Origin of the sequence: Bartonella sp. WD12.1 (assembly GCF_002022415.1) — a bacterium.
Classification (GTDB): Bacteria; Pseudomonadota; Alphaproteobacteria; order Rhizobiales; family Rhizobiaceae; genus Bartonella.
Map to the genome: position 1 here is coordinate 90,423 of NZ_MUBG01000001.1, position 25,854 is coordinate 116,276.

Here is a 25,854-nt window from a genome sequence, read left to right on the forward strand (position 1 = left end):
GTGGATATTTTTTTAGAAAGTATGTTTCATTTGTTTTTACGTTTACTTTCTGTTTCCTGCGTGATGTGTGTTTGTATAGGATTTTTTATCTTATAGGTTTATTTTTTTTGTTTTGGGGAGTGTGTTTAGCCTTATTCATTAGATTATTGTGTTGATGAGTGATGTCTTTTGTATAGGTCTCAATGGGGGTATGGCGTTAGATCTGATTTGTATCAGGTGTGTTTTAATTTTCGATTCTCGTTTTGCAAATAGTTCGTCTCTTTTGATCCTATTCCGTTAAAGATGATGAGAGGGTTATGGTTATGCGTCGCGTATTGAAGCATCATGTTTGTTTTTGTTTTTTATCGACAGCTCTTCTAGCAGGTGTGTCTCTTATAGCTGCTCAGGAAAAAGTATATGCTGGGTCACTGGGTAATTGTAAGGGGGATGTTGATGGTGGTGATGGTAGTAAGCCAATTGTGTGTGATGGAAGTGTGATGAGGGGGGATGGGGTGCTGAGTGATGATTGGAATATAGATATGAGTAACTACATTGGTTGGCCTGCTGTGAAGGTGTATGGGGATGCAGATATTACGATGAGTGGTACGCTGAGGGTTACAGGCAGTAGTGATAATGATAGTCCGGCGATTAAGGTGCATGGTGGAGGGGGGCTGAAGTTGGTGGATGCTACTATTGTAAATGTGAGTAAGGGGATAGTGGCTGAGAGTGAAGGGGCTGTTACGGTGATGACAGGATTGATTGGGGTTAAGAAAGATGGAGTTGTGGTTGAGGTGAAGAATAGGGGGAAAGTGACGTTGATGGGTACGAGTTTTACGAAGGTCACAATGGGGGCTGAGGTGAAGGGGGATGGGAAGTTGAAGATGACTGGAGGGGAGATTAGGGTTACGAGTACTAATGGTGGAACGGGGCTTAGTGTGGGGGGGACGGGGAGTGCTATTATGATGGGTGGGATGATTGTGGGAAAGGGGGGTGAGACGAGTAAGGGGGTGGTGATGATGGGGACGGGGACGGTTGAGTTGAATAAGGTGGAGGTTGAGAGTTTTTTAACGGGGGTGGAGATAAAGAGTGGGACTTCGGGGACGGTGACGTTGACTGGGGGGTCGATGATTAAGGCTGCGGGAGATGGTGGGGTAGGGATTAAGGTGGAGGGAGGGACGTTGAAGATTAATGGGGAGTCGACGATTGAGGCTAAGGGGACACATGGGGTGGGGATTAAAATAATGGAGGGGAATGGAAGTGTTACTATGGTGGGGGGGAAGATTCAGGGACATGGGAATGGGAGTGGTCAGGGGGTGGGGGTGGATATGGCGGGGGATGGGACGGTTGAGTTGACTAAGGTAACGGTTTTGGGGTTTGAAACGGGGGTCAAGGTAAGTAAGGGAAAGGTGACTATTAGTGGGGAATCGGCGATTACGGCTAAGGGGCAAAATGCAGTGGGGGTTGAGGTGAAAGGTACAGGGGTGTTGAAGATTAATGGGGAGTCGACGATTACGGCTGAGGGGGATAATGGGGTGGGGGTTCGGATAACGGAGACGGGGAAGGCTGAGGTGATAGGGGCGACGATTAAGGGAAATGGGGGGAGAAGTGGGACGAGTAAGGGGGTGGTGGTGGATACTTTGAGTGAGGAAGGGGTGAAGTTGACGAATGTGACGATTGAGAGTTTTGCAACGGGGATGGAGGTGAAGAAGGGGACGGTAAAGATTAGTGGGGAGTCGAAGATTACGGGAATTAGTACGGGGCTTAGTGTACAGGGGGGAACGGTTACTATGATGGGGGGAAAGATTAGTGGCGGGGGGAGTGGTCAGGGTGTTGGTGTGTCGGGGACGGGGAAGGCTGAGTTGAAGGATGTGGAGATTTCAAAGGCTACAACGGGGGTGACGATGTCGGGTGGGACGTTTAAGATGATTAGGGGGTCGATAAAGGGAGGAGAGACTGGGACTGGGGTGGATATTTCGGGGAAAGGAGAGGTGACGTTGGAGGATGTGGAGATTGAAGGGGTTACAACGGGGGTGAGTGTGAGTGAGGAGGCGAGTGGGACGTTGACGGTGAAGAAGGGGGAGATAAAAGAGTTTACGACAGCGGGGGTTAATGTGGAGGAGGGAGCTGTGGTGGTTAATGTGGATGGGACGAAGATTATGGGAAAGGGGGGTGGGAATGGTTATGGGGTGTATGTGGGGAGCAAGGTGACGGGAGAAGTGACGTTGACGAATGTGACGGTTTCACAGGTTGCAACGGGGGTGTATGTGAAGAGTGGGGCGACAAAGGCTGAGTTGACGTTGACTGGGGTGACGATTGAGGGGGTTGAGAAGGGGGTGCAGATGTTAGGTGGTAAGAAGCTGACGATGACTGGGGGGTCGATTGGGTTTACGAGAATGGGGGTTATGGTGCAGGACGGAGAGGCTAAGTTGATGAATGTGAAGATTACGGGAAGTGGGGGTGGGAATGGTGGGACTGGGGTGTATGCAACGGGGGGAGAGGTGACGTTGACGGATGTGGAGATTTCAAAGGTTGGGACAGGGGTCATGATGTCGGGAGGTGGGACGTTGATGATGACAAAGGGGGAGATAAAAGGGTTTACGACAGCAGGGGTGAGTGTGGGGATTTCGGTGACAAGGGCTGACTTGACGGGGACAATAATTACGGGAAAGGGAAGTGGTACGGGGGTGAAGGTGGAGGATAGGGCGACTGCGAGTTTGACGTTGACGGATGTGATGGTTTCAGAAGTTGCAACGGGGGTGGAGATGAATGGGACGGGGGCGTTGACGGTGAAGGGTGGGACGATAAAAGGGGTGCAAACGGGGATAGATATGTCAGGAAGTGGGGCGTTGATGATTAGTGGGAGCTCGACGATTCAGTTTACAAGCGACAATGGGTATGGGGTAAAGGTGGGAGGAGAGGTGACAAAGGCTGACTTGACGAATGTGACGGTTACGGGAAAGGATAATAAAGGGGTGGGTGTATATGCAATGGGAGGGAGAACGATGGTAATGACATTGACGGATGTGAAGATTTCAGAGGTTACAACGGGGCTGTATATGATGGGAAAGGGGGAGCTGACAGTGAGTGGAAACTCGACAACGATTAATTTTGCAGGGGGGTATGGGGTATACGTGGGGGATAAGGTGAAGAGTGCTACTAACGAAGACGGTGATTAGGGGAAGTGGGGAAGCTGTGAGGAGTGGTACGGGGGTGTATGTGAATGGAGGAGCGGCATGGTTGGGTGGTACTACCCTGAAAAGTGTCGCAAAAGGTATGACTGTCGAAAATGGGATTGTGGTCATGCAGAATGGGGTGATAAAGTTTCATGGAGAGCATGGGGTACTTCTCAAACAGGGGAATGCTTTGTTAGTCAATGTGGGGATGAAGTATGAAGGTGATAATACTGATGCTACTTTCCTCAAGGTTGATGCAACGGAGGGTGCAAACAAGGCAGATATTAAGGGGGCGCTCATCGAAATCGACGGACAGGGTAAAGGGCTGGGCGTTCATGTGATGAATGGTAGGCGTGTCATGTTAAAAAATACGGTCCTTGCCAATGTCGTAAAGGGGGTGGATGTTTTTTTTAGAAGGTATGTTTCATTTATTTTTGCGTTTGCTTTCTGTTTCCTGCGTGATGTGTGTTTGTATAGTATTTTTTACCTTATAGATTTATTTTTTTGTTTTGGGGTATGTGTTTAGCCTTATTCATTAGATTATTGTGTTGATGAGTGATGTCTTTTGTATAGGTCTCAATGGGGGTATGGCGTTAGATCTGATTTGTATCAGGTGTGTTTTAATTTTCGATTCTCGTTTTGCAAATAGTTCGTCTCTTTTGATCCTATTCCGTTAAAGATGATGAGAGGGTTATGGTTATGCGTCGCGTATTGAAGCATCATGTTTGTTTTTGTTTTTTATCGACAGCTCTTCTAGCAGGTGTGTCTCTTATAGCTGCTCAGGAAAAAGTATATGCTGGGTCACAGGGTAATTGTAAGGGGGCTGTTGATACTGGTAGCGATGGTGAACAGCCGATTGTGTGTGGTGGGACCAGTGATGGGGTGGGTGGGGGTGTGGTGCTGAGTGTGAGTGATGGGGTGCTGAAAAGTGATCGAACTATAGATATGGGTAACTACATTGGTATGCCTGCTGTGAAGGTGTATGGGGATGCAGATATTACGATGAGTGGTACGCTGAGGGTTACAGGCAGTAGTGATAATGATAGTCCGGCGATTAAGGTGCATGGTGGAGGGGGGCTGAAGTTGGTGGAGGCTACTATTGTAGATGTGAGTAAGGGGATAGAGGCTGATGGAGGATTTGTTACGGTGGTGGCAGGATCGATTGGGGTTAAGAATGGGGGAGATGCTGTGATTGAGGTGAAGAATAAGGGGAAGGTGACGTTGATGATGAAGGGACAGGGGGTGCGTGGAGGGGGAAGTAATAGTACGGGGATAGTGATGGATGGGGATGGGACGGTGGTGTTGGATGGTACGAATTTTACGCAGGTCACAACGGGGATAATGATTAAGGGGAATGGGGGGAAGGCGAGTGTTAATATGACGGGGAAGGGAACGACGATTACGGTTGGGTCGAATGGTAAGGGGATTGTGATGCAGGGGCAGGGAGAGGCGAGTGCTACTGTGATGGGGGGAACGATTGAGGGGGGTGGGGGAGTAGTGGGGGCTGAGGTGAAAGGGGGAACGTTGACGTTGATAGGTACGAATTTTACGAAGGTCACAACGGGGGCTGAGGTGTCGGGGGGGAAGCTGGAAATGACAAAGGGGAAGATTGAGGTTACGAGTGCTAATGGAACGGGGCTTAGTGTGTCGGGACAGGGGAAGGCGAGTGCTACTGTGACGAATGTGAAGATTGTGGGAAAGGGGGATGGGAGTGGGGATAAGGGTACGGGGGTGGTGATGATGGGGGATGGAGAGGTGACGTTGATGGGAACGACGGTTGAGAGTTTTTTAACGGGGGTAAGTGTGAGTGATGGGACGGTTAAGATTAATGGGGAGTCGACGATTAAGGCTAAGGGGACACATGGGGTGGGGATTAAGGTGGAGGGGGGAACGTTGAAGATAGAGGGGAGCTCGACGATTGAGGCTAAGGGGACACATGGGGTGGGGATTAGGGTAGAAGAAAAGGGGAGTGCGAGTGTTACTGTGATGGGGGGGAAGATTGTGGGAAATGAGAGTGGGAGTGGTCAGGGGATAGGAGTGGATATGGCGGGGGAGGGGACGGTTGAGTTGACTAAGGTAACGGTTTCGGGGTTTGAAACGGGGGTGGAGGTGAAGAGTGGGACGGTGACGATAGAAGGGAGCTCGACGAAGATTGCGGCTACGGGTACGGGGCTTAGTGTGCAGGGGGGAACGGTTACTATGATGGGGGGAACAATTAGTGAAGGGGGGGTATATATGTCGGGGGGGACGTTGACGTTGGAGGATGTGACGGTTTCGGGGAGTAGTACGGGGGTGACGATGTCGGGTGGGACGTTTAAGATGATTAGGGGGTCGATAAAGGGAAGTGAGACTGGGACTGGGGTGGATATTTCGGGGAAGGGAGAGGTGACGTTGGAGGAGGTGGATATTTCAAAGGTTACAATGGGGGTGACGATGTCGGGTGGTAAGAGCTTGACGATGAAGGATGGGATGATAAAAGAGTTTACGACAGCGGGGGTTAATGTGGAGGAGGGAGCTGTGGTGGTTAATGTGGATGGGACGAAGATTATGGGAAATGGGACTAGTAGGAATGGGGTGTATGTGGGGAGTTCGGTGACGGGAGCAGTGACGTTGAAGGATGTGACGGTTTCAGAAGTTGCAACGGGGGTGTATGTGAAGAGTGGGGCGACAAAGGCTGAGTTGACGTTGACTGGGGGGTCGATTGGGTTTACGAGAATGGGGGTTATGGTGCAGGACGGAGAGGCTAAGTTGATGAAGACGGTGATTACAGGAAGTGGGGGTGGGAATGGTGGGACTGGGGTGTATGCAACGGGGGGAGAGGTGACGTTGGAGGATGTGGAGATTTCAAAGGTTGCAACGGGGGTGGATATTTCGGGTGGTAAGAGCTTGACGATGAAGGATGGGATGATAAAAGAGTTTACGACAGCGGGGGTGAGTGTGGGGATTTCGGTGACAAGGGCTGAGTTGACGGGGACGAGGATTACGGGAAAGGGAAGTGGTACGGGGGTGAAGGTGGAGGATAGGGCGACTGCGAGTTTGACGTTGACGGATGTGAAGATTTCAAAGGTTGCAACGGGGGTGGAGATGTTAGCTGGTAAGAATCTGACGATCAGTGGCGGGACGATAAAAGGGGTCATGACGGGGATAGATATGTCAGGAAGTGGGGCGTTGATGATTAGTGGGAGCTCGACGATTGAGTTTACAAGCGACAATGGGTATGGGGTCTATGTGGGAGGAGAGGTGACAAAGGCTGACTTGACGAATGTGACGGTTACGGGAAAGGATAATAAAGGGGTGGGTGTATATGCAATGGGAGGGAGAACGATGGTAATGACATTGACGGATGTGAAGATTTCAGAGGTTACAACGGGGCTGTATATGATGGGAAAGGGGGAGCTGACAGTGAGTGGAAACTCGACAACGATTAATTTTGCAGGGGGGTATGGGGTATACGTGGGGGATAAGGTGAAGAGTGCTACTAACGAAGACGGTGATTAGGGGAAGTGGGGAAGCTGTGAGGAGTGGTACGGGGGTGTATGTGAATGGAGGAGCTGCACGGTTGATTGGTCCTACCCTGAAAAGTGTTGCAAAAGGTATGACTGTCGAAAATGGGATTGTGGTCATGGAGGGTGGGAAGATAGAGTTTCATGGAGAGCATGGGGTACTTCTCAAACAGGGGCATGCTTTGTTAGTCAATGTGGGGATGAAGTATGAAGGTAATAATGCTGATGCTACTTTCCTCAAGGTTGATGCAACGGAGGGTGCAAACAAGGCAGATATTAAGGGGGCGCTCATCAAAATCGACGGACAGGGTAAAGGGCTAGGCGTTCATGTGATGAATGGTGGGCGTGTCATGTTAAAAAATACGGTCCTTGCCAATGTCGTAAAGGGGGTGGATGTTTTTTTTAGAAGGTATGTTTCATTTATTTTTGCGTTTGCTTTCTGTTTCCTGCGTGATGTGTGTTTGTATAGTATTTTTTACCTTATAGATTTATTTTTTTTGTTTTGGGGTATGTGTTTAGCCTTATTCATTAGATTATTGTGTTGATGAGTGATGTCTTTTGTATAGGTCTCAATGGGGGTATGGCGTTAGATCTGATTTGTATCAGGTGTGTTTTAATTTTCGATTCTCGTTTTGCAAATAGTTCGTCTCTTTTGATCCTATTCCGTTAAAGATGATGAGAGGGTTATGGTTATGCGTCGCGTATTGAAGCATCATGTTTGTTTTTGTTTTTTATCGACAGCTCTTCTAGCAGGTGTGTCTCTTATAGCTGCTCAGGAAAAAGTATATGCTGGGTCACTGGGTAATTGTAAGGGGGATGTTGATGGTAGTGGTCGTGATGATGAACAGCCGATTGTGTGTAATGGGAGTGATGGGTTGAGTGGGGGTGCGAGTGATAAGGTGCTGCGTGGTGATCGAAATATAGATATGAGTAAGTACCCTGGTTGGCCTGCTGTAGAGGTGTATGGGGAGAATGCAGATATTACGATGAGTGGTACGCTGAGGGTTACAAATGGTGATGGTAGGGATAATACTTATCCGGCGATTAAGGTGCATGGTGGAGGAGTGCTGAAGTTGGTGGAGGCTACTGTTACAAATGTGCATAAGGGGATAGTGGCTGATGGAGGATTTGTTACGGTGATGGCAGGATCGATTAAGATTAAGGATGGGGGAGTTGTGGTTGAGGTGAGTAAGGGGGGAAGGGTGACGTTGAATAACAGGGTGGCGGTGATAAAGGGGCAGGAGGGTAGTAGTACGGGGATAACGGGGATAGAGGTGGGGGATGGCGGTGGGACGGTTGAATTGATGGATACGAGTTTTACGAATGTTAAGACGGGGATAATGATTAAGGGGGCGGGGGAGGGGAAGGCGAATGTTACTATGACGGGGAAGGGAAAGATTGAGGTTGGGTCAGGTGGTAAGGGGATTGTGATGCAGGGGACGGGAGAGGCTGAAGTGACGGGGGGGACGATTGAGGGAAGTGGGAGTGTAGTGGGTGCTGTGGTGTCAAGTGGGACGTTGACGTTGATGGGTACGAGTTTTACGAAGGTCACAATGGGGGCTGAGGTGAAGGGGGATGGGAAGTTGAAGATGACTGGAGGGGAGATTAGGGTTACGAGTACTAATGGTGGAACGGGGCTTAGTGTGGGGGGGACGGGGAGTGCTATTATGATGGGTGGGATGATTGTGGGAAAGGGGGGTGAGACGAGTAAGGGGGTGGTGATGATGGGGGAGGGAGAGGTGACGTTGATGGGAACGACGGTTGAGAGTTTTTTAACGGGGGTGGAGATAAAGAGTGGGACTTCGGGGACGGTGACGTTGACTGGGGGGTCGAAGATAGTTACGACTGTGGAGAATGGGGTGGGGGTTAGTGTGGCGGGAGGGACGTTGAAGATAGAGGGGAGCTCGACGATTGAGGCTAAGGGGACACATGGGGTGGGGATTAAGGTGGAGGGAACGGGGAAGGCGAATGTTAATATGATGGGGGGGAAGATTCAGGGACATGGGAATGAGAGTGGTCAGGGGGTGGGGGTGGATATGGCGGGGGAGAATGGGACGGTTGAGTTGACTAAGGTAACGGTTTCGGGGTTTGAAACGGGGGTCAAGGTGACGAATGGGACGATGAAGATAGAAGGGAGCTCTAAGATTACGGCTACGGGGCAAAAGGCGGTGGGGGTTGAAGTGAAGGGTACAGGGGTGTTGAAGATTAATGGGGAGTCAACGATTACGGCTGAGGGGACACATGGGGTGGGGATTAAGGTGGAGGGACAGGGGAAGGCTGAGGTGACGGGGGGAGAGATTAGTATAGGTGGGGTGTTTGGTAGAGGAGCTACAATGGGGGTGAGTGTGACGGGGACGGGGGAGGCTGAGTTGAAGGATGTGACGATTAAGGGAAATGGGAAGGGAACGAGTACGGGGGTGGTGGTGGATACTTTGAGTGAGGAAGGGGTGAAGTTGACGGATGTGGATATTTCAGAGGTTATGTATGGGGTGAGTGTGAGTAAGGGAAAGGTGATGATTAGTGGGGAGTCGAAGATTGCGGGAATTAGTACGGGGCTTAGTGTACAGGGGGGAACGGTTACTATGACGAGGGGAACAATTAGTGAAGGGGGGGTATATATGTCGGGGGGGACGTTGACGTTGGAGGATGTGACGGTTTCGGGGAGTAGTACGGGGGTGAGTGTGACGAGTGGGAAGTTTGTGATGAGAAGGGGGTCGATAAAGGGAAATGGGAATGTGGTGAATGTGACGGGGGGAGATGTGACGTTGGAGGATGTGACGGTTTCAGGAAGTGGGAATGGGAATGGTGGGACTGGGGTGTATATGGCGGGTGGTAAGAGCTTGACGATGACGAATGTGACGGTTTCAAAGGTTACAACGGGGGTGAGTGTGAGTGAGGGGGCGAGTGGGACGTTGACGGTGAAGAAGGGGGAGATAAAAGAGTTTAAAACATCGGGGGTTAATGTGGAGGCGGCTGGGGTGGAAAGTGTTAGTTTGGAGGGGACGAAGATTATAGGAAAGGGGGGTGGGACGAGTAAAGGGGTGAGTGTGGGGAGCAAGGTGAAGAGTGCTGAGTTGACGTTGACGGATGTGACGGTTTCACAGGTTGGGACAGGGGTGTATGTGAAGGGAGGGGCGACTGCGAGTTTGACGTTGACTGGGGTGACGATTGAGGGGGTTGAGAAGGGGGTGCAGATGTTAGGTGGTAAGAAGCTGACGATGACTGGGGGGTCGATTGGGTTTACGAGAATGGGGGTTATGGTGCAGGACGGAGAGGCTAAGTTGATGAATGTGAAGATTACGGGAAGTGGGAATGGGACGAGTGGGACTGGGGTGTATGCAACGGGGGGAGAGGTGACGTTGACGGATGTGACGATTTCACAGGTTGGGACAGGGGTCATGATGTCGGGAGGTGGGACGTTGATGATGACAAAGGGGGAGATAAAAGGGTTTACGACAGAGGGGGTGAGTGTGGGGATTTCGGTGACAAGGGCTGAGTTGACGGGGACGAGGATTACGGGAACTGGGGCTAGTGAGTACGGGGTGTATGTGGGGGGAGGAGATGTGGCGGTTAGGGGAGGGAGCAGCGATCAGGAGATGCATGTGGAAATACATGCGATGAGGGAAGCATTGAGGGGGGCATTGAGGGAGAGAACAGTGAGATTAGAGGGGGTACAGATTTCAGGGGTGCAAAAAGGGGTACATGTGACGGGAGGTGGGACGTTGACAATGAATCAGGGATCGATTGAGTTTAAAGGGAATGGTTATGGGGTGTATGTGGGAAAAGGGGTGACAAAGGCTGACTTGACGAATGTGACGGTTACGGGAAAGGATAATAAAGGGGTGGGTGTATATGCAATGGGAGGGAGAACGATGGTAATGACATTGACGGATGTGAAGATTTCAGAGGTTACAACGGGGCTGTATATGATGGGAAAGGGGGAGCTGACAGTGAGTGGAAACTCGACAACGATTAATTTTGCAGGGGGGTATGGGGTATACGTGGGGGATAAGGTGAAGAGTGCTACTAACGAAGACGGTGATTAGGGGAAGTGGGGAAGCTGTGAGGAGTGGTACGGGGGTGTATGTGAATGGAGGAGCTGCACGGTTGATTGGTCCTACCCTGAAAAGTGTTGCAAAAGGTATGACTGTCGAAAATGGGATTGTGGTCATGGAGGGTGGGAAGATAGAGTTTCATGGAGAGCATGGGGTACTTCTCAAACAGGGGCATGCTTTGTTAGTCAATGTGGGGATGAAGTATGAAGGTAATAATGCTGATGCTACTTTCCTCAAGGTTGATGCAACGGAGGGTGCAAACAAGGCAGATATTAAGGGGGCGCTCATCAAAATCGACGGACAGGGTAAAGGGCTAGGCGTTCATGTGATGAATGGTGGGCGTGTCATGTTAAAAAATACGGTCCTTGCCAATGTCGTAAAGGGGGTGGATGTTTTTTTTAGAAGGTATGTTTCATTTATTTTTGCGTTTGCTTTCTGTTTCCTGCGTGATGTGTGTTTGTATAGTATTTTTTATCTTATAGATTTATTTTTTTTGTTTTGGGGTATGTGTTTAGCCTTATTCATTAGATTATTGTGTTGATGAGTGATGTCTTTTGTATAGGTCTCAATGGGGGTATGGCGTTAGATCTGATTTGTATCAGGTGTGTTTTAATTTTCGATTCTCGTTTTGCAAATAGTTCGTCTCTTTTGATCCTATTCCGTTAAAGATGATGAGAGGGTTATGGTTATGCGTCGCGTATTGAAGCATCATGTTTGTTTTTGTTTTTTATCGACAGCTCTTCTAGCAGGTGTGTCTCTTATAGCTGCTCAGGAAAAAGTATATGCTCAATCACAGGGTAATTGTAGGGTGGCTGCTGTTGGTGGTGATGGTAGTGATAATGGTGAACAGCCGATTGTGTGTGGTGGAAGTGAGGGGAGGTTGGGTGTGAGTGTGAGTGATGGGAGGACTATAGATATGGATAAGTACCCTGGTTGGCCTGCTGTAGAGGTGCGTGGGGGGGATACAAATATTACGATGGGTGGTATGCTGAGGGTTACAAATACTGGTGATAGAGGTAGTAGTGGTAGGAATGAGCCGGCGATTAAGGTGCATGGTGGAGGGAAGCTGAAGTTGATGGAGGCTACTATTGTAGATGTGCATAAGGGGATAGTGGCTGATGGAGGATTTGTTACGGTGATGGCAGGATCGATTAAGATTAAGGATGGGGGAGATGCTGTGATTGAGGTGAGTAAGGGGGGAAGGGTGACGTTGATGATGAAGGGACAGGGGGTGCGTGGAGGGGGAAGTAATAGTACGGGGATAGTGATGGATGGTGGTGGGACGGTGGTGTTGGATGGTACGAATTTTACGCAGGTCACAACGGGGATAATGATTAAGGGGAATGGGGGGAAGGCGAGTGTTAATATGGGGGAGGGAAAGATTACGGTTGGGTCGAGTGGTAGGGGGATTGTGATGCAAGGGCAGGGAGAGGCGAGTGCTACTGTGATGGGGGGAGAGATTGTGGGAAGTGGGAGTGTAGTGGGGGCTGAGGTGTCAAGTGGGACGTTGACGTTGATGGGTACGAGTTTTACGAAGGTCACAATGGGGGCTGAGGTGAAGGGGGATGGGAAGTTGAAGATGACTGAGGGGAAGATTGTGGTTACGAGTGCTAATGGTGGAACGGGGCTTAGTGTGGGGGGGACGGGGAAGGCGAGTGCTACTGTGACGAATGTGAAGATTGTGGGAAAGGGGGATGGGAGTGGGGATAAGGGTACGGGGGTGGTGATGATGGGGGATGGAGAAGTGATGTTGATGGGAACGACGGTTGAGAGTTTTTTAACGGGGGTGGAGATGAAGAGTGGGACTTCGGGGACGGTGACAGTGACTGGGGGGACGAAGATAGTTACGACTGTGGAGAATGGGGTGGGGATTAAGGTGGAGGGGGGAACGTTGAAGATTAATGGGGAGTCGACGATTGAGGCTAAGGGGCAAAAGGCGGTGGGGATTAAAATAACGGAGGGGAATGGAAGTGTTACTATGATGGGGGGGAAGATTGAGGGAAAGGGGGATGGGAGTGGTCAGGGGATAGGAGTGGATATGGCGGGGGATGGGACGGTGACGTTGACGAGTGTGGGGGTGGAGGGGTTTGAAACAGGGGTCAAGGTAAGTAAGGGAAAGGTGACTATTAGTGGGGAATCGGCGATTACGGCTAGGGGGAAAAAGGCGGTGGGGGTTCAGATAACGGAGACGGGGAAGGCTGAGGTGATAGGGGCGACGATTGAGGGAGGTGGGGATTGGGGGACGGTGCTTAAGGTGGAGGGACAGGGGAAGGCTGAGTTGAAGGATGTGACGATTGTGGGAAAGGGGAATGGGGGGAATAAGGGGGTGGAGGTGGATACTTTGAGTGAGGAAGGGGTGAAGTTGACGAATGTGGAGATTGAAGGGGTTACAACGGGGGTGAGTGTGAGTAAGGGAAAGGTGATGATTAGTGGGGAGTCGACGATTACGGCTAAGGGGGGTGGTACAGGGCTTAGTGTATCGGGGATGGGGGAGGTTACTATGATGGGGGGAAAGATTGAGGGAAGTGTGAGTGTGTCTGGAACGGGGAATGCTGAGTTGAAGGATGTGGAGATTTCAAAGGCTACAACGGGGGTGAGTGTGACGAGTGGGAAGTTTGTGATGAGAAGGGGGAAGATTACGGGAAGTGAGAGAGGGAGTGGGGTGGATATTTCGGGGAAGGGAGAGGTGACGTTGGAGGAGGTGGATATTTCAAAGGTTGGGTATGGGGTGAGTGTGAGTGAGGGGGCGAGTGGGACGTTGACGGTGAAGAAGGGGTCGATAAAAGGGTTTACGGGTACGGGGGTTAGTGTGGAGGAGGGAGCTGTGGTGGTTAATGTGGATGGGACGAAGATTATGGGAAAGGGGAGTGGGACGAGTAAAGGGGTGAGTGTGGGGAGTTCGGTGACGGGAGCAGTGACGTTGAAGGATGTGACGGTTTCAGAAGTTGCAACGGGGGTGCAGATGTTAGGTGGTAAGAAGCTGACGATGGAGAGAGGGTCGATTACGGTTGTGGAGAATGGGGTGGGGGTTAGTGTGGAGGGGGGAGAGGAGGTGACGGTTAATTTGGATGGGACGAAGATTACAGGAAGTGGGACTAGTAGGAATGGGGTGTATGTGGGGAGTTCGGTGACGGGAGCAGTGACGTTGAAGGATGTGACGATTTCAGAAGTTGCAACGGGGGTGTATGTGAAGAGTGGGGCGACAAAGGCTGAGTTGACGTTGACTGGGGTGACGATTGAGGTGGTTGAGAAGGGGGTGCAGATGTTAGGTGGTAAGAAGCTGGTGATGGAGAGAGGGTCGATTGGGTTTACGAGGAGTTATGGGGTTAATGTGGGGGGAGAGATGACTCAGTTGACGAAGACGGTGATTACAGGAAGTGGGGAAGCTGTGAATAGTGGGGTGAGTAAGGGGGTGTATGCGACGGGGGGAGAGGTGACGTTGACGGATGTGACGATTTCACAGGTTGCAACGGGGGTGAGTATGATGGGTGGTGGGACGTTGATGATGACAAAGGGGGAGATAAAAGAATTTACGACAGAGGGGGTTAATGTGGGGATTTCGGTAATAAGTGCTGAGTTAAAAGGGACGGTGATTACGGGAAAGGGAAGTGGTACGGGGGTGAAGGTGTCGGGGGGAAAGGTGGGGATGACGTTGGCGGATGTGACGGTTTCGGGGGTACAAACAGGGGTGGAGATGAATGGGACGGGGGCATTGATGATTAGTGGGAGCTCGACGATTGAGTTTACAAGCGACAATGGTTATGGGGTCTATGTGGGAAGTTCTGTGACAAGGGCTGAGTTAACGAAGACGGTGATTAGGGGAGAGGGGAATGGGAGTGAGTACGGGGTGTATGTGGCGCATGGGGGAAAGGTGGGGATGAAGTATGAAGGTAATAATGCTGATGCTACTTTCCTCAAGGTTGATGCAACGGAGGGTGCAAACAAGGCAGATATTAAGGGGGCGCTCATCAAAATCGACGGACAGGGTAAAGGGCTAGGCGTTCATGTGATGAATGGTGGGCGTGTCATGTTGAAAAATACGGTCCTTGCCAATGTCGTAAAGGGGGTGGATATTTTTTTAGAAAGTATGTTTCATTTGTTTTTACGTTTACTTTCTGTTTCCTGCGTGATGTGTGTTTGTATAGTATTTTTTACCTTATAGATTTATTTTTTTTGTTTTGGGGTATGTGTTTAGCCTTATTCATTAGATTATTGTGTTGATGAGTGATGTCTTTTGTATAGGTCTCAATGGGGGTATGGCGTTAGATCTGATTTGTATCAGGTGTGTTTTAATTTTCGATTCTCGTTTTGCAAATAGTTCGTCTCTTTTGATCCTATTCCGTTAAAGATGATGAGAGGGTTATGGTTATGCGTCGCGTATTGAAGCATCATGTTTGTTTTTGTTTTTTATCGACAGCTCTTCTAGCAGGTGTGTCTCTTATAGCTGCTCAGGAAAAAGTATATGCTGGGTCACTGGGTAATTGTAAGGGGGATGTTGATGGTAGTGGTCGTGATGATGAACAGCCGATTGTGTGTAATGGGAGTGATGGGTTGAGTGGGGGTGCGAGTGATAAGGTGCTGCGTGGTGATCGAAATATAGATATGGGTAACTACATTGGTATGCCTGCTGTAGAGGTGCATGGGGATGCAGATATTACGATGAGTGGTACGCTGAGGGTTACAGGCAGTAGTGATAATGATAGTCCGGCGATTAAGGTGCATGGTGGAGGGGGGCTGAAGTTGGTGGATGCTACTATTGTAAATGTGAGTAAGGGGATAGTGGCTGAGAGTGAAGGGGCTGTTACGGTGATGACAGGATTGATTGGGGTTAAGAAAGATGGAGTTGTGGTTGAGGTGAAGAATAGGGGGAAAGTGACGTTGATGGGTACGAGTTTTACGAAGGTCACAATGGGGGCTGAGGTGAAGGGGGATGGGAAGTTGAAGATGACTGGAGGGGAGATTAGGGTTACGAGTACTAATGGTGGAACGGGGCTTAGTGTGGGGGGGGACGGGGAGTGCTATTATGATGGGTGGGATGATTGTGGGAAAGGGGGGTGAGACGAGTAAGGGGGTGGTGATGATGGGGACGGGGACGGTTGAGTTGAATAAGGTGGAGGTTGAGAGTTTTTTAACGGGGGTAAGTGTGAGTGATGGGACGGTTAAGATTAATGGGGGGTCGACGATTAAAGCTGCGGGGGATGATGGGGTGGGGATTAAGATAACGGAAAAGGGAAAGGCTGAGGTGATAGGTGCGACGATTGAGGCTAAGGGGGATAGGGCGGTGGGGATTAAGGCTACGGGTACGGGGCTTAAACATCGTGTATTGGGGACGGGGGCGAGTGCTACTATGATGGGGGGAAAGATTCAGGGAAGTGTGAGTGTGTCGGGGGGGGGGGGGGGGGGACGTTGACGTTGGAGGGGGTGACGGTTTCGGGGAGTAGTACGGGGGTTAGTGTGGAGGAAGGAGCTGTGGTGGTTAATGTGGATGGGACGAAGATTATGGGAAATGGGAGTGGGACGAGTAAAGGGGTGAGTGTGGGGAGATTTGCGACAAGGGCTACTTTAACAGGGACGGTGATTACGGGACAGAATAAGGGGGTGGGGGTGAAGGTGGAGGATAAGAAGACAAGTGCGAATTTGACGTTGAATGGAGTGACGATTTCAAAGGTTGCAACGGGGGTGGAGATGAAGGCAGGGAATGATCTGACGATTAGTGGCGGGATGATAAAAGAGGTGCAAACGGGGATAGATATGTCAGGAAGTGGGGCGTTGACGATTAGTGGGAAAACGGAGATTCAGTTTACGAGCGACAATGGGTATGGAGTATATGTGGGGGGGGGGGTGGTGACAAAGGCTACTTTAACGGGGACGAGGATTACAGGAAGGGGAAGTGGTCAAGGGGTGTATGTGAATGGAGGAGCGGCATGGTTGATTGGTACTACCCTGAAAAGTGTTGCAAAAGGTATGACTGTCGAAAATGGGATTGTGGTCATGCAGAATGGGGTGATAAAGTTTCATGGAGAGCATGGGGTACTTCTCAAACAGGGGCATGCTTTGTTAGTCAATGTGGGGATGAAGTATGAAGGTGATAATGCTGATGCTACTTTCCTCAAGGTTGATGCAACGGAGGGTGTAAACAAGGCAGATATTAAGGGGGCGCTCATCAAAATCGACGGACAGGGTAAAGGGCTAGGCGTTCATGTGATGAATGGTGGGCGTGTCATGTTAAAAAATACGGTCCTTGCCAATGTCGTAAAGGGGGTGGATGTTTTTTTAGAAAGTATGTTTCATTTATTTTTGCGTTTGCTTTCTGTTTCCTGCGTGATGTGTGTTTGTTTGGGATTTTTTATCTTATAGGTTTATTTTTTTTGTTTTGGGGAGTGTGTTTAGCCTTATTCATTAGATCGTTGTGTTGATGAGTGATGTCTTTTGTATAGGTCTCAATGGGGGTATGGCGTTAGATCTGATTTGTATCAGGTGTGTTTTAATTTTCGATTCTCGTTTTGCAAAATAGTTCGTCTCTTTTGATCCTATTCCGTTAAAGATGATGAGAGGGTTATGGTTATGCGTCGCGTATTGAAGCATCATGTTTGTTTTTGTTTTTTATCGACAGCTCTTCTAGCAGGTGTGTCTCTTATAGCTGCTCAGGAAAAAGTATATGCTGGGTCACAGGGTAATTGTAAGGGGGCTGTTGATACTGGTAGCGATGGTGAACAGCCGATTGTGTGTAATGGGAGAGAGAGGGGGGATGCGAGTGATAAGGTGCTGCGTGGTGATCGAAATATAGATATGAGTAACTACATTGGTATGCCTGCTGTGGAGGTGCGTGGGGGGGCGGATATTATGATGAGTGGTACGCTGAGGGTTACAAATACTGGTGATAGAGGTAGTAGTGGTAGGAATGATAATCAGCCGGCGATTAAGGTGGAAAGTGAAGGGAAGCTGACGTTGGTGAATGCTATTGTTGAGAAGGTGCATAAGGGGATAGTGGCTGATGGAGGATTTGTTACGGTGATGGCAGGATCGATTAAGATTAAGGATGGGGGAGATGCTGTGATTGAGGTGAAGAATAAGGGGAAGGTGACGTTGAATAACAGGGTGGCGGTGATAAAGGGGCAGGGGGGTAGTAGTACGGGGATAACGGGGATAGAGGTGGGGGATGGCGGTGGGACGGTTGAATTGATGGATACGAGTTTTACGAATGTTAAGACGGGGATAATGATTAAGGGGGCGGGAGAGGGGAAGGCGAGTGCTACTGTGATGAATGTAAAGATTGTGGGAAAGGGGGGTGAGACGAGTAAGGGGGTGGTGATGATAGGGGAGGGAACGGTTGAGTTGAATAAGGTGACGGTTGAGAGTTTTTCAACGGGGGTGGAGATAAAGAGTGGGACTTCGGGGACGGTAACGTTGACTGGGGGGTCGAAGATAGTTACGACTGTGGAGAATGGGGTGGGGATTAAGATAGAGGGAGGAAGTGGGAAGTTGGAGATTTTTGGAGAGTCGACGATTGAGGCTAAGGGGCAAAAGGCGGTGGGGATTAAAATAACGGAGGGGAATGGAAGTGTTACTATGATGGGGGGGAAGATTGTGGGAAAGGGGGATGGGAGTGGTCAGGGGATAGGAGTGGATATGGCGGGGGAGGGGACGGTTGAGTTGACTAAGGTAACGGTTTTGGGGTTTGAAACGGGGGTCAAGGTAAGTAAGGGAAAGGTGACTATTAGTGGGGAATCGGCGATTACGGCTAAGGGGCAAAATGCAGTGGGGGTTGAGGTGAAAGGTACAGGGGTGTTGAAGATAGAAGGAAGCTCGACGAAGATTACGGCTACGGGAAATAATGGGGTGGGGATTAAGATAACTGGGGGAAAGGCTGAGGTGACGGGGGGAGAGATTAGTATAGGTGGGGTGTTTAATAATGGGGCTACAATGGGGGTGAGTGTGTCGGGGACGGGGAGTGCTGAGTTGATGAATGTGAAGATTAAGGGAAATGGGAAGGGAACGAGTACGGGGGTGGTGGTGGATACTTCGGCGACGGAAGAGGTGAAGTTGACGGATGTGGATATTTCAGAGGTTATGTATGGGGTGAGTGTGAGTAAGGGAAAGGTGATGATTAGTGGGGAGTCGAAGATTGCGGGAATTAGTACGGGGCTTAGTGTACAGGGGGGAACGGTTACTATGACGAGGGGAACAATTAGTGAAGGGGGGGTATATATGTCGGGGGGGACGTTGACGTTGGAGGATGTGACGGTTTCGGGGAGTAGTACGGGGGTGACGATGTCGGGTGGGACGTTTAAGATGATTAGGGGGTCGATAAAGGGAAATGGGAATGTGGTGAATGTGACGGGGGGAGAGAAGGCTGAGTTGACGAATGTAAAGATTGTGGGAAGTGGGAATGGGAATGGGGTGTATATGGCGGGGAAGGGAGAGGTGACGTTGGAGGATGTGGAGATTGAAGGGGTTACAACGGGGGTGAGTGTGAGTGAGGAGGCGAGTGGGACGTTGACGGTGAAGAAGGGGGAGATAAAAGAGTTTAAAACATCGGGGGTTAGTGTGGAGGCAACGGGAGATGTGACGGTTAATTTGGATGGGACGAAGATTACAGGAAGTGGGGGTGGGACGAGTAAAGGGGTGAGTGTGGGGAGAGAGGTGACGGGAGCAGTGACGTTGACGGATGTGACGGTTTCACAGGTTGGGACAGGGGTGTATGTGAAGGGAGGGAAGAGTTTGACGTTGACGGATGTGACGGTTTCAGAAGTTGCAACGGGGGTGCAGATGTTAGGTGGTAAGAAGCTGACGATGGAGAGAGGGTCGATTACGGTTGTGGAGAATAGTGGGGTGGGGGTTAGTGTGGAGGCGGCTGGGGTGGAAAGTGTTAGTTTGGAGGGGACGAAGATTATAGGAAAGGGGGGTGGGAATGGGGATGGGAGGAGTAAGGGGTTGAGTGTGGGGAGAGAGGTGACGGGAGCAGTGACGTTGAAGGATGTGACGATTTCAGAAGTTGCAACGGGGGTGTATGTGATGGGAGGGAAGAGTTTGACGATGACTAAGGGGTCGATTGGGTTTACGAGGAGTTATGGGGTCTATGTGGGGGGAGAGATGACGGCTAAGTTGACGAAGACGGTGATTACAGGAAGTGGGGGTGGGAATGGTGGGACTGGGGTGTATGCAACGGGGGGAGAGGTGACGTTGACGGATGTGACGGTTTCACAGGTTGGGACAGGGGTGCAGATGTTAGGTGGTAAGAAGCTGACGATGGAGAGGGGGGAGATAAAAGAGTTTACAACAGCAGGGGTTAGTGTGGGGATTTCGGTGACAAGGGCTGACTTGACGGGGACAATAATTACGGGAAAGGGAAGTGGTACGGGGGTGAAGGTGGAGGATAGGGCGACTGCGAGTTTGACGTTGACGGATGTGATGGTTTCAGAAGTTGCAACGGGGGTGGAGATGAAGGCAGGGAATGATCTGACGATCAGTGGCGGGATGATAAAAGGGGTGCAAACGGGGATAGATATGTCAGGAAGTGGGGCGTTGATGATTAGTGGGAGCTCGACGATTGAGTTTACAAGCGACAATGGTTATGGAGTATATGTGGGGAAAAAGGTGACAAGGGCTGACTTGAGGAATGTGACGGTTACGGGAAAGGGAGGTGGTCAAGGGGTGTATGTGGCGCATGAGGGAAAGGTGGCGATGACGTTGGCGGATGTGAAGATTGAGAGGGTTGGAACGGGGGTAAGGATGATGGGGGGGAATGATCTGACTGTGACAAAAGGGTCGATAACAAATGTGCAAATAGGGGTAGTTATGATGGGTGATGGGGCGTTGACGGTGAGTGGGACAACGGAGATTAATTTTGCAGGGGGGTATGGGGTATATGTGGGAGGAGAGGTGACAAAGGCTGACTTGACGGAGACGAAGATTAGGGGAAAGGGAGGTGGTACAGGGGTGTATGTGGCGCATGAGGGAAAGGTGGCGATGACGTTGGCGGATGTGAATATTTCAGAGGTTACAACGGGGCTGTATATGATGGGTAATGGGGCGTTGACGGTGAGTGGAAACTCGACAACGATTAATTTTGCAGGGGGGTATGGGGTCTATGTGGGAAGTTCTGTGAAGAGTGCTACTTTAACGAAGACGAAGATTATGGGAAAGGGAGGTGGTCAAGGGGTGTATGTAGCGGGGGGAAAGGTGACGTTGACGGATGTGATGGTTTCAAAGGTTGGGATAGGGGTGCAGATGATGGGGGCGGGGAGCTTGACGATGAATGGGACAACGGAGATTCAGTTTGCGGGGAATTATGGGGTCTATGTGGGAGGAGAGGTGACAAGGGCTGAGTTAACGAAGACGGTGATTAGGGGAGAGGGGAATGGGAGTGAGTACGGGGTGTACGCAGGGGATAAAGTGATGGGAGAGGTGACGATGACAACAATTACGGGAAGGAGAAGTCATGAGGTGAGGGGAGCATTGAGGGGGAGAACAGTGAGATTAGAGGGGGTACAGATTTCAGGAGTGCAAAAAGGGGTACATGTGACGGGAGGTGGGACGTTGACAATGAATCAGGGATCGATTGAGTTTAAAGGGAATGGTTATGGGGTGTATGTGGGAAAAGGGGTGACAAAGGCTGACTTGACGAATGTGACGGTTACGGGAAAGGATAATAAAGGGGTGGGTGTATATGCAATGGGAGGGAGAACGATGGTAATGACATTGACGGATGTGAAGATTTCGGGGGTTGGAATGGGAATATTTGCAGCGGGGGGTGGGATGTTGGCGATAGGGGGAACCTCTACGATTGGGTTTCAAGGGAAGTATGGGGTCTATGTGGGGAAAGATGTGATGGGAGAGGTGGCGATGACGACAATTACGGGAAGTGGGGAAGCTGTGAGGAGTGGTACGGGGGTGTATGTGAATGGAGGAGCGGCATGGTTGGGTGGTACTACCCTGAAAAGTGTCGCAAAAGGTATGACTGTCGAAAATGGGATTGTGGTCATGCAGAATGGGGTGATAAAGTTTCATGGAGAGCATGGGGTACTTCTCAAACAGGGGAATGCTTTGTTAGTCAATGTGGGGATGAAGTATGAAGGTAATAATGCTGATGCTACTTTCCTCAAGGTTGATGCAACGGAGGGTGTAAACAAGGCAGATATTAAGGGGGCGCTCATCGAAATCGACGGACAGGGTAAAGGGCTGGGCGTTCATGTGATGAATGGTGGGCGCTGCAGTATCCTTATTGCACTGAATAAATAATAGCACTGCATTTTTCTACATTGGATAAGTAATAATCTCACAACGGTATCAGAAACCCAAACTATATCGTTTTACAAAATCTTTCTGCTAATTTCATAAGGTCTTTGTTTCCTCACGTGGTTCCGTAAATTTACAATTCATTCTCGGTTTTCGTGTTGTGATTTATCAGTCTGCAAATTCGTATATAAATTTTTTCAAGCGTTTTTTCACGCAATAGGCGAGGTGCACTCAAATTAATGATAACAATTATGACAACTTTTTCTATGGGGCGTTATTTCATTATCATTACAAGTAAGTTCTCCTATCCATTTATGTAATGTAAAAAGATAGAAGCAATGAGATGATATTTGATGGTGACGATAGGCAGTAAAATGGAGAAGAAAAAGATTTTGGCATTTATGCTAAAGAAAATAAGGTATAAATAACAACAGCTTATGTAAAATTACATAAACCGCAGAAGGTAGATTAAAAATTATCTTATTAAGTAAAAATCTATATATTTCAACATATTGAATAAAAAATATGGTGCCCAGACGCGGATTCGAACCACGGACACGCGGATTTTCAGTCCGCTGCTCTACCAACTGAGCTATCTGGGCACGTTTCAATAAATATATGAAACGTGTGCGGTTATAGCATTAAAATTCTCGCTGTCTAGCCGTCAAAATAAAAATAATCAATTTTTATAAGTTTATCTTTATATTTCAGATATTGTGATTATTCTTTTGTAAAATTAATTTGATAAGTATTTTGTGGTAAATTAGGTGTGTTGTAGTCAGAATATTATCTTCTTTTGGTGCAAATAGAGAATAATTCCTTTAAGGGATTAATTAGGAAGTGCTCTTGATTGAAGTGTTATTCGTAATGGCTTTTTTATGTTTAATTTTTGCAATAAAGTAGAAAATATTTTTATGCTTGCATAACTAAGTTATAAGAGTAACGTTTCAGTAAGCGATTTTCTTCAACGAAAAGTGAATTTTTTGTCAGAATAGAATAATGATATTGTTGAAGGAGCCGTGTTCTCGTCCAAATAATCCTCATTTTTCTTCAGGTCCTTGTAGTAAGCGACCTGGGTGGAATGTTGAGGTTCTTGAAGATGCGTTGCTTGGGCGTTCGCATCGCGCCCAAATGAGCAAATTAAAACTTTCTGAAGTTATTAGTTTAACCCGTGATATCCTTAATGTTCCTTCTGATTATCGTATTGGTATTGTTCCTGCTTCGGATACAGGTGCTGTTGAGATGGCTCTGTGGTCTTTATTGGGGGAACGGGGTGTTGATATGGTGGCTTGGGAAAGCTTTGGTTCAGGTTGGATTACCGATGTTGTTGAGCAATTAAAACTTTCTGATGTGCGTCGGTTAGAAGCACCTTATGGTGAATTGCCAGACTTAACACAAATTGATTTTGATCGTGATGTTGTGTTCACGTGGAATGGGACAACTTCAGGTGTGCGCGTTCCTAATGCACATTTCATCCCAAAGAAGCGTGAAGGATTAACAATTTGTGACGCAACATCAGCAGTTTTTGCACAAAATCTTGATTTTTCAAGATTAGATGTTATTACTTTTTCGTGGCAAAAAGTTTTAGGTGGTGAAGCAGCTCATGGTATGTTGATTTTAAGTCCTCGTGCTGTAAGGCGGCTTGAGCATTATACCCCAGCTTGGCCTTTGCCTAAAATTTTCCGCATGACAAAAAATGGAAAATTAAACGAAGGTATCTTTAATGGTGAAACGATTAATACACCTTCTTTGCTGTGTGTTGAAGATTATCTTGATGCATTAAGGTGGGCGAAATCTCTAGGTGGTTTGCAGGCATTGATAAGGCGAGCTGATGAAAACTTTGCTGTTCTTGATAGTTTTGTCCGTAGAACACTTTGGTTAGAACATTTAGCAAAGGTTCCTCAGACACGTTCTAATACATCTGTTTGTTTAACAATTGTGGATCCAGTTATTGCTGATCTAGATATTGAAGAGCACAGATCTTTTGTAGAAGCGATTGTGGCTCGTCTTGAGAAAGTTGGTGTTGCTTATGATATTGGTGCTTATCGGGATGCACCTCCAGGGTTTCGGATTTGGACTGGTGCGACAATTGAAGCTTCTGATCTTAAGTTATTAACGGTTTGGCTTGAATGGGCATTTCAAGTTGAAAAAACTCATCTTTAAATAACTTTTAATGTTTTCATAATGCTGTTTTTAAGCAAATAAAATGAAAGAACTTATGTGATACTTTGTGTATTTATATCAAATAAATTATACAAACTATTGTTTAGGTTTTAAAGATCGGGATGTACAAATTAGTTATTCGCCATATGTTGGAAAAGACAAGAAAAAATGAGCTAAATTGGTACTTATGGTGTGATTTATCTTGATTATCGAGGAATTTGTGGCTTAATAATATGAAATCGGCAAAAAGTTGAAATGAAAAGTCGCACTTTTTATAGGGTTTCTCTATAAAAAGCTTCTTGTTTTGGGATGCTGGCGTTATTTCACCAAACACGACGGAGAAAATTATGGCCAATGTAGTAGTGGTCGGCACACAATGGGGCGATGAGGGCAAAGGTAAAATTGTAGATTGGTTGTCAGAACGTGCAGATATTGTTGTCCGATATCAAGGGGGGCATAATGCAGGTCATACATTGGTTATTAATGGGGTGAGTTATAAATTATCACTTTTGCCATCGGGTTTGATTCGTGGAAAGTTGTCAATTATCGGTAATGGTGTTGTGGTTGATCCCCATCATTTTGTTGCAGAATTAAACAAATTGTATTCTCAGGGTGTGAAGATTACACCAGAAATTTTGCGTATTGCTGAAAATGCTCCTTTAATTCTTTCTGTACACCGTGATCTTGATACAGTGAGAGAAAATAATATTTCAGGTTTGCCAATTGGCACGACAAAGCGTGGTATCGGTCCTGCTTATGAAGATAAAGTAGGCCGTCGATCTATCCGTGTGATGGATTTGGCTGAAGCTGATACACTTATGGCTAAGATCGAGCGGCTTTTGGAACATCATAATGTTTTACGTCGTGGTATGGGAATTGCAGAAATTAATTCACAAGCTCTATATGATGAATTAATGCAGGTGGCGGATAAAATTATACCCTTTTTGGATTGTACATGGCGTCTTTTAAATGAAAGCTGTCAAATGGGAAAACGCATTCTTTTTGAAGGTGCGCAAGGTGCGTTGTTAGATAATGATTTTGGGACTTATCCTTATGTGACATCGTCTAATACAGTTTCTGGGCAAGCTGCTGTGGGTTCAGGTATGGGGCCTGGTTCAATCCATTATGTTTTAGGTATTACAAAGGCTTATACAACACGTGTGGGGGAGGGGCCATTTCCAACAGAGCAGATAAATGATGTTGGTGAATTTCTTGGGACGCATGGGAATGAGTTTGGTGTTGTGACTGGTCGAAAACGTCGATGCGGTTGGTTTGATGCTGTTTTAGTACGTCAGACGGTAGGTATTTGCGGCATTCATGGCATTGCACTAACAAAGCTTGATGTTCTGGATGGTTTAAAAGAAATTAAAGTTTGTGTGGGTTATGAACTTGATGGTAAAAGAATTGATTATTTACCATCTTCTATGGAGGCGCAAGCTCATGTGAAGCCAATTTATGAAACATTAAAGGGTTGGAAGGAAACGACAGCGTGCGCAAAGAGCTGGGCAGAATTACCAGTGCAGGCTATAGAATATATACGCTATATTGAAGAATTGATAGGTGCACCGGTAGCTTTATTGTCAACTGGCCCTGAGCGTGAAAATACAATTATGATTACTGATCCTTTCGCAAATTAGTCGTTGTTTATAAATTCCAATATTGGCTTTAATCTTATATTTTCTTTATTTTTTAGTGAGAATAAAGATTCATATATGTGAAAAGGGATGTAAATTAATATTGTTT

General features: G+C 48.2%; 13 protein-coding genes and 1 tRNA gene. 13 read left to right on the top strand and 1 reads right to left on the bottom strand.

The features are described from left to right. Positions 1 to 296 precede the first annotated feature (296 nt). From BWD121_RS00385 to BWD121_RS00435, 11 genes are all read left to right on the top strand, one after another. Entirely contained in the window at positions 297 to 3,155 is a 2,859-nt protein-coding gene (locus BWD121_RS00385) for a right-handed parallel beta-helix repeat-containing protein (RefSeq protein ID WP_078662906.1), read from the top strand. Next, positions 3,130 to 3,678, top strand: coding sequence for a hypothetical protein (locus BWD121_RS00390; protein ID WP_143245239.1), 549 nt, complete (start codon positions 3,130 to 3,132; stop codon positions 3,676 to 3,678). The genes BWD121_RS00385 and BWD121_RS00390 overlap by 26 nt, the downstream gene beginning before the upstream one ends. A 167-nt stretch (positions 3,679 to 3,845) precedes the next feature. Further along, entirely contained in the window at positions 3,846 to 6,650 is a 2,805-nt protein-coding gene (locus tag BWD121_RS00395; protein WP_078662908.1) for a NosD domain-containing protein, read from the top strand. Beyond that, positions 6,625 to 7,200 carry a hypothetical protein gene (locus tag BWD121_RS00400; RefSeq protein ID WP_143245240.1) on the top strand — a complete coding sequence of 192 codons (576 nt, stop codon included), beginning with the start codon at positions 6,625 to 6,627 and terminating at the stop codon, positions 7,198 to 7,200. The genes BWD121_RS00395 and BWD121_RS00400 overlap by 26 nt, the downstream gene beginning before the upstream one ends. A gap of 141 nt (positions 7,201 to 7,341) precedes the next feature. Then, positions 7,342 to 10,701 carry a hypothetical protein gene (locus BWD121_RS00405; protein ID WP_078662910.1) on the top strand — a complete coding sequence of 1,120 codons (3,360 nt, stop codon included), beginning with the start codon at positions 7,342 to 7,344 and terminating at the stop codon, positions 10,699 to 10,701. Beyond that, entirely contained in the window at positions 10,676 to 11,251 is a 576-nt protein-coding gene (locus BWD121_RS00410; RefSeq protein WP_143245240.1) for a hypothetical protein, read from the top strand. Before BWD121_RS00405 ends, BWD121_RS00410 begins: the two co-directional genes overlap by 26 nt. A gap of 141 nt (positions 11,252 to 11,392) precedes the next feature. After that, a complete protein-coding gene (locus BWD121_RS00415; protein WP_078662911.1) occupies positions 11,393 to 14,872 on the top strand; it encodes a hypothetical protein in 3,480 nt (1,159 codons plus the stop codon). Positions 14,873 to 15,072: 200 nt separating this feature from the next. Next, positions 15,073 to 15,768, top strand: a complete 696-nt coding sequence (locus BWD121_RS00420) for a hypothetical protein (protein ID WP_078662912.1) — start codon at positions 15,073 to 15,075, stop codon at positions 15,766 to 15,768. Continuing rightward, positions 15,734 to 16,120: a hypothetical protein gene (locus tag BWD121_RS00425; RefSeq protein WP_078662913.1), complete on the top strand. Its 387-nt coding sequence runs from the start codon at positions 15,734 to 15,736 to the stop codon at positions 16,118 to 16,120. Before BWD121_RS00420 ends, BWD121_RS00425 begins: the two co-directional genes overlap by 35 nt. After that, on the top strand, positions 16,117 to 17,067 hold the full coding sequence (locus BWD121_RS00430) for a hypothetical protein (RefSeq protein WP_078662914.1): 951 nt from the start codon (positions 16,117 to 16,119) through the stop codon (positions 17,065 to 17,067). The genes BWD121_RS00425 and BWD121_RS00430 overlap by 4 nt, the downstream gene beginning before the upstream one ends. A 201-nt stretch (positions 17,068 to 17,268) precedes the next feature. Further along, positions 17,269 to 21,951 (top strand): hypothetical protein, encoded by a 4,683-nt coding sequence (locus tag BWD121_RS00435; protein WP_078662915.1) that lies wholly within the window; start codon positions 17,269 to 17,271, stop codon positions 21,949 to 21,951. A 523-nt stretch (positions 21,952 to 22,474) separates the two neighbouring features. Here the strand turns inward: BWD121_RS00435 and BWD121_RS00440 are convergent. Further along, a tRNA-Phe gene (locus BWD121_RS00440) sits at positions 22,475 to 22,550 on the bottom strand. A gap of 397 nt (positions 22,551 to 22,947) precedes the next feature. Here BWD121_RS00440 and BWD121_RS00445 point away from each other — a divergent pair. Then, on the top strand, positions 22,948 to 24,111 hold the full coding sequence (locus tag BWD121_RS00445) for a phosphoserine transaminase (RefSeq protein ID WP_078662916.1): 1,164 nt from the start codon (positions 22,948 to 22,950) through the stop codon (positions 24,109 to 24,111). 347 nt (positions 24,112 to 24,458) lie between these two features. Continuing rightward, positions 24,459 to 25,748: an adenylosuccinate synthase gene (locus tag BWD121_RS00450; RefSeq protein WP_078662917.1), complete on the top strand. Its 1,290-nt coding sequence runs from the start codon at positions 24,459 to 24,461 to the stop codon at positions 25,746 to 25,748. Positions 25,749 to 25,854 lie beyond the last annotated feature (106 nt).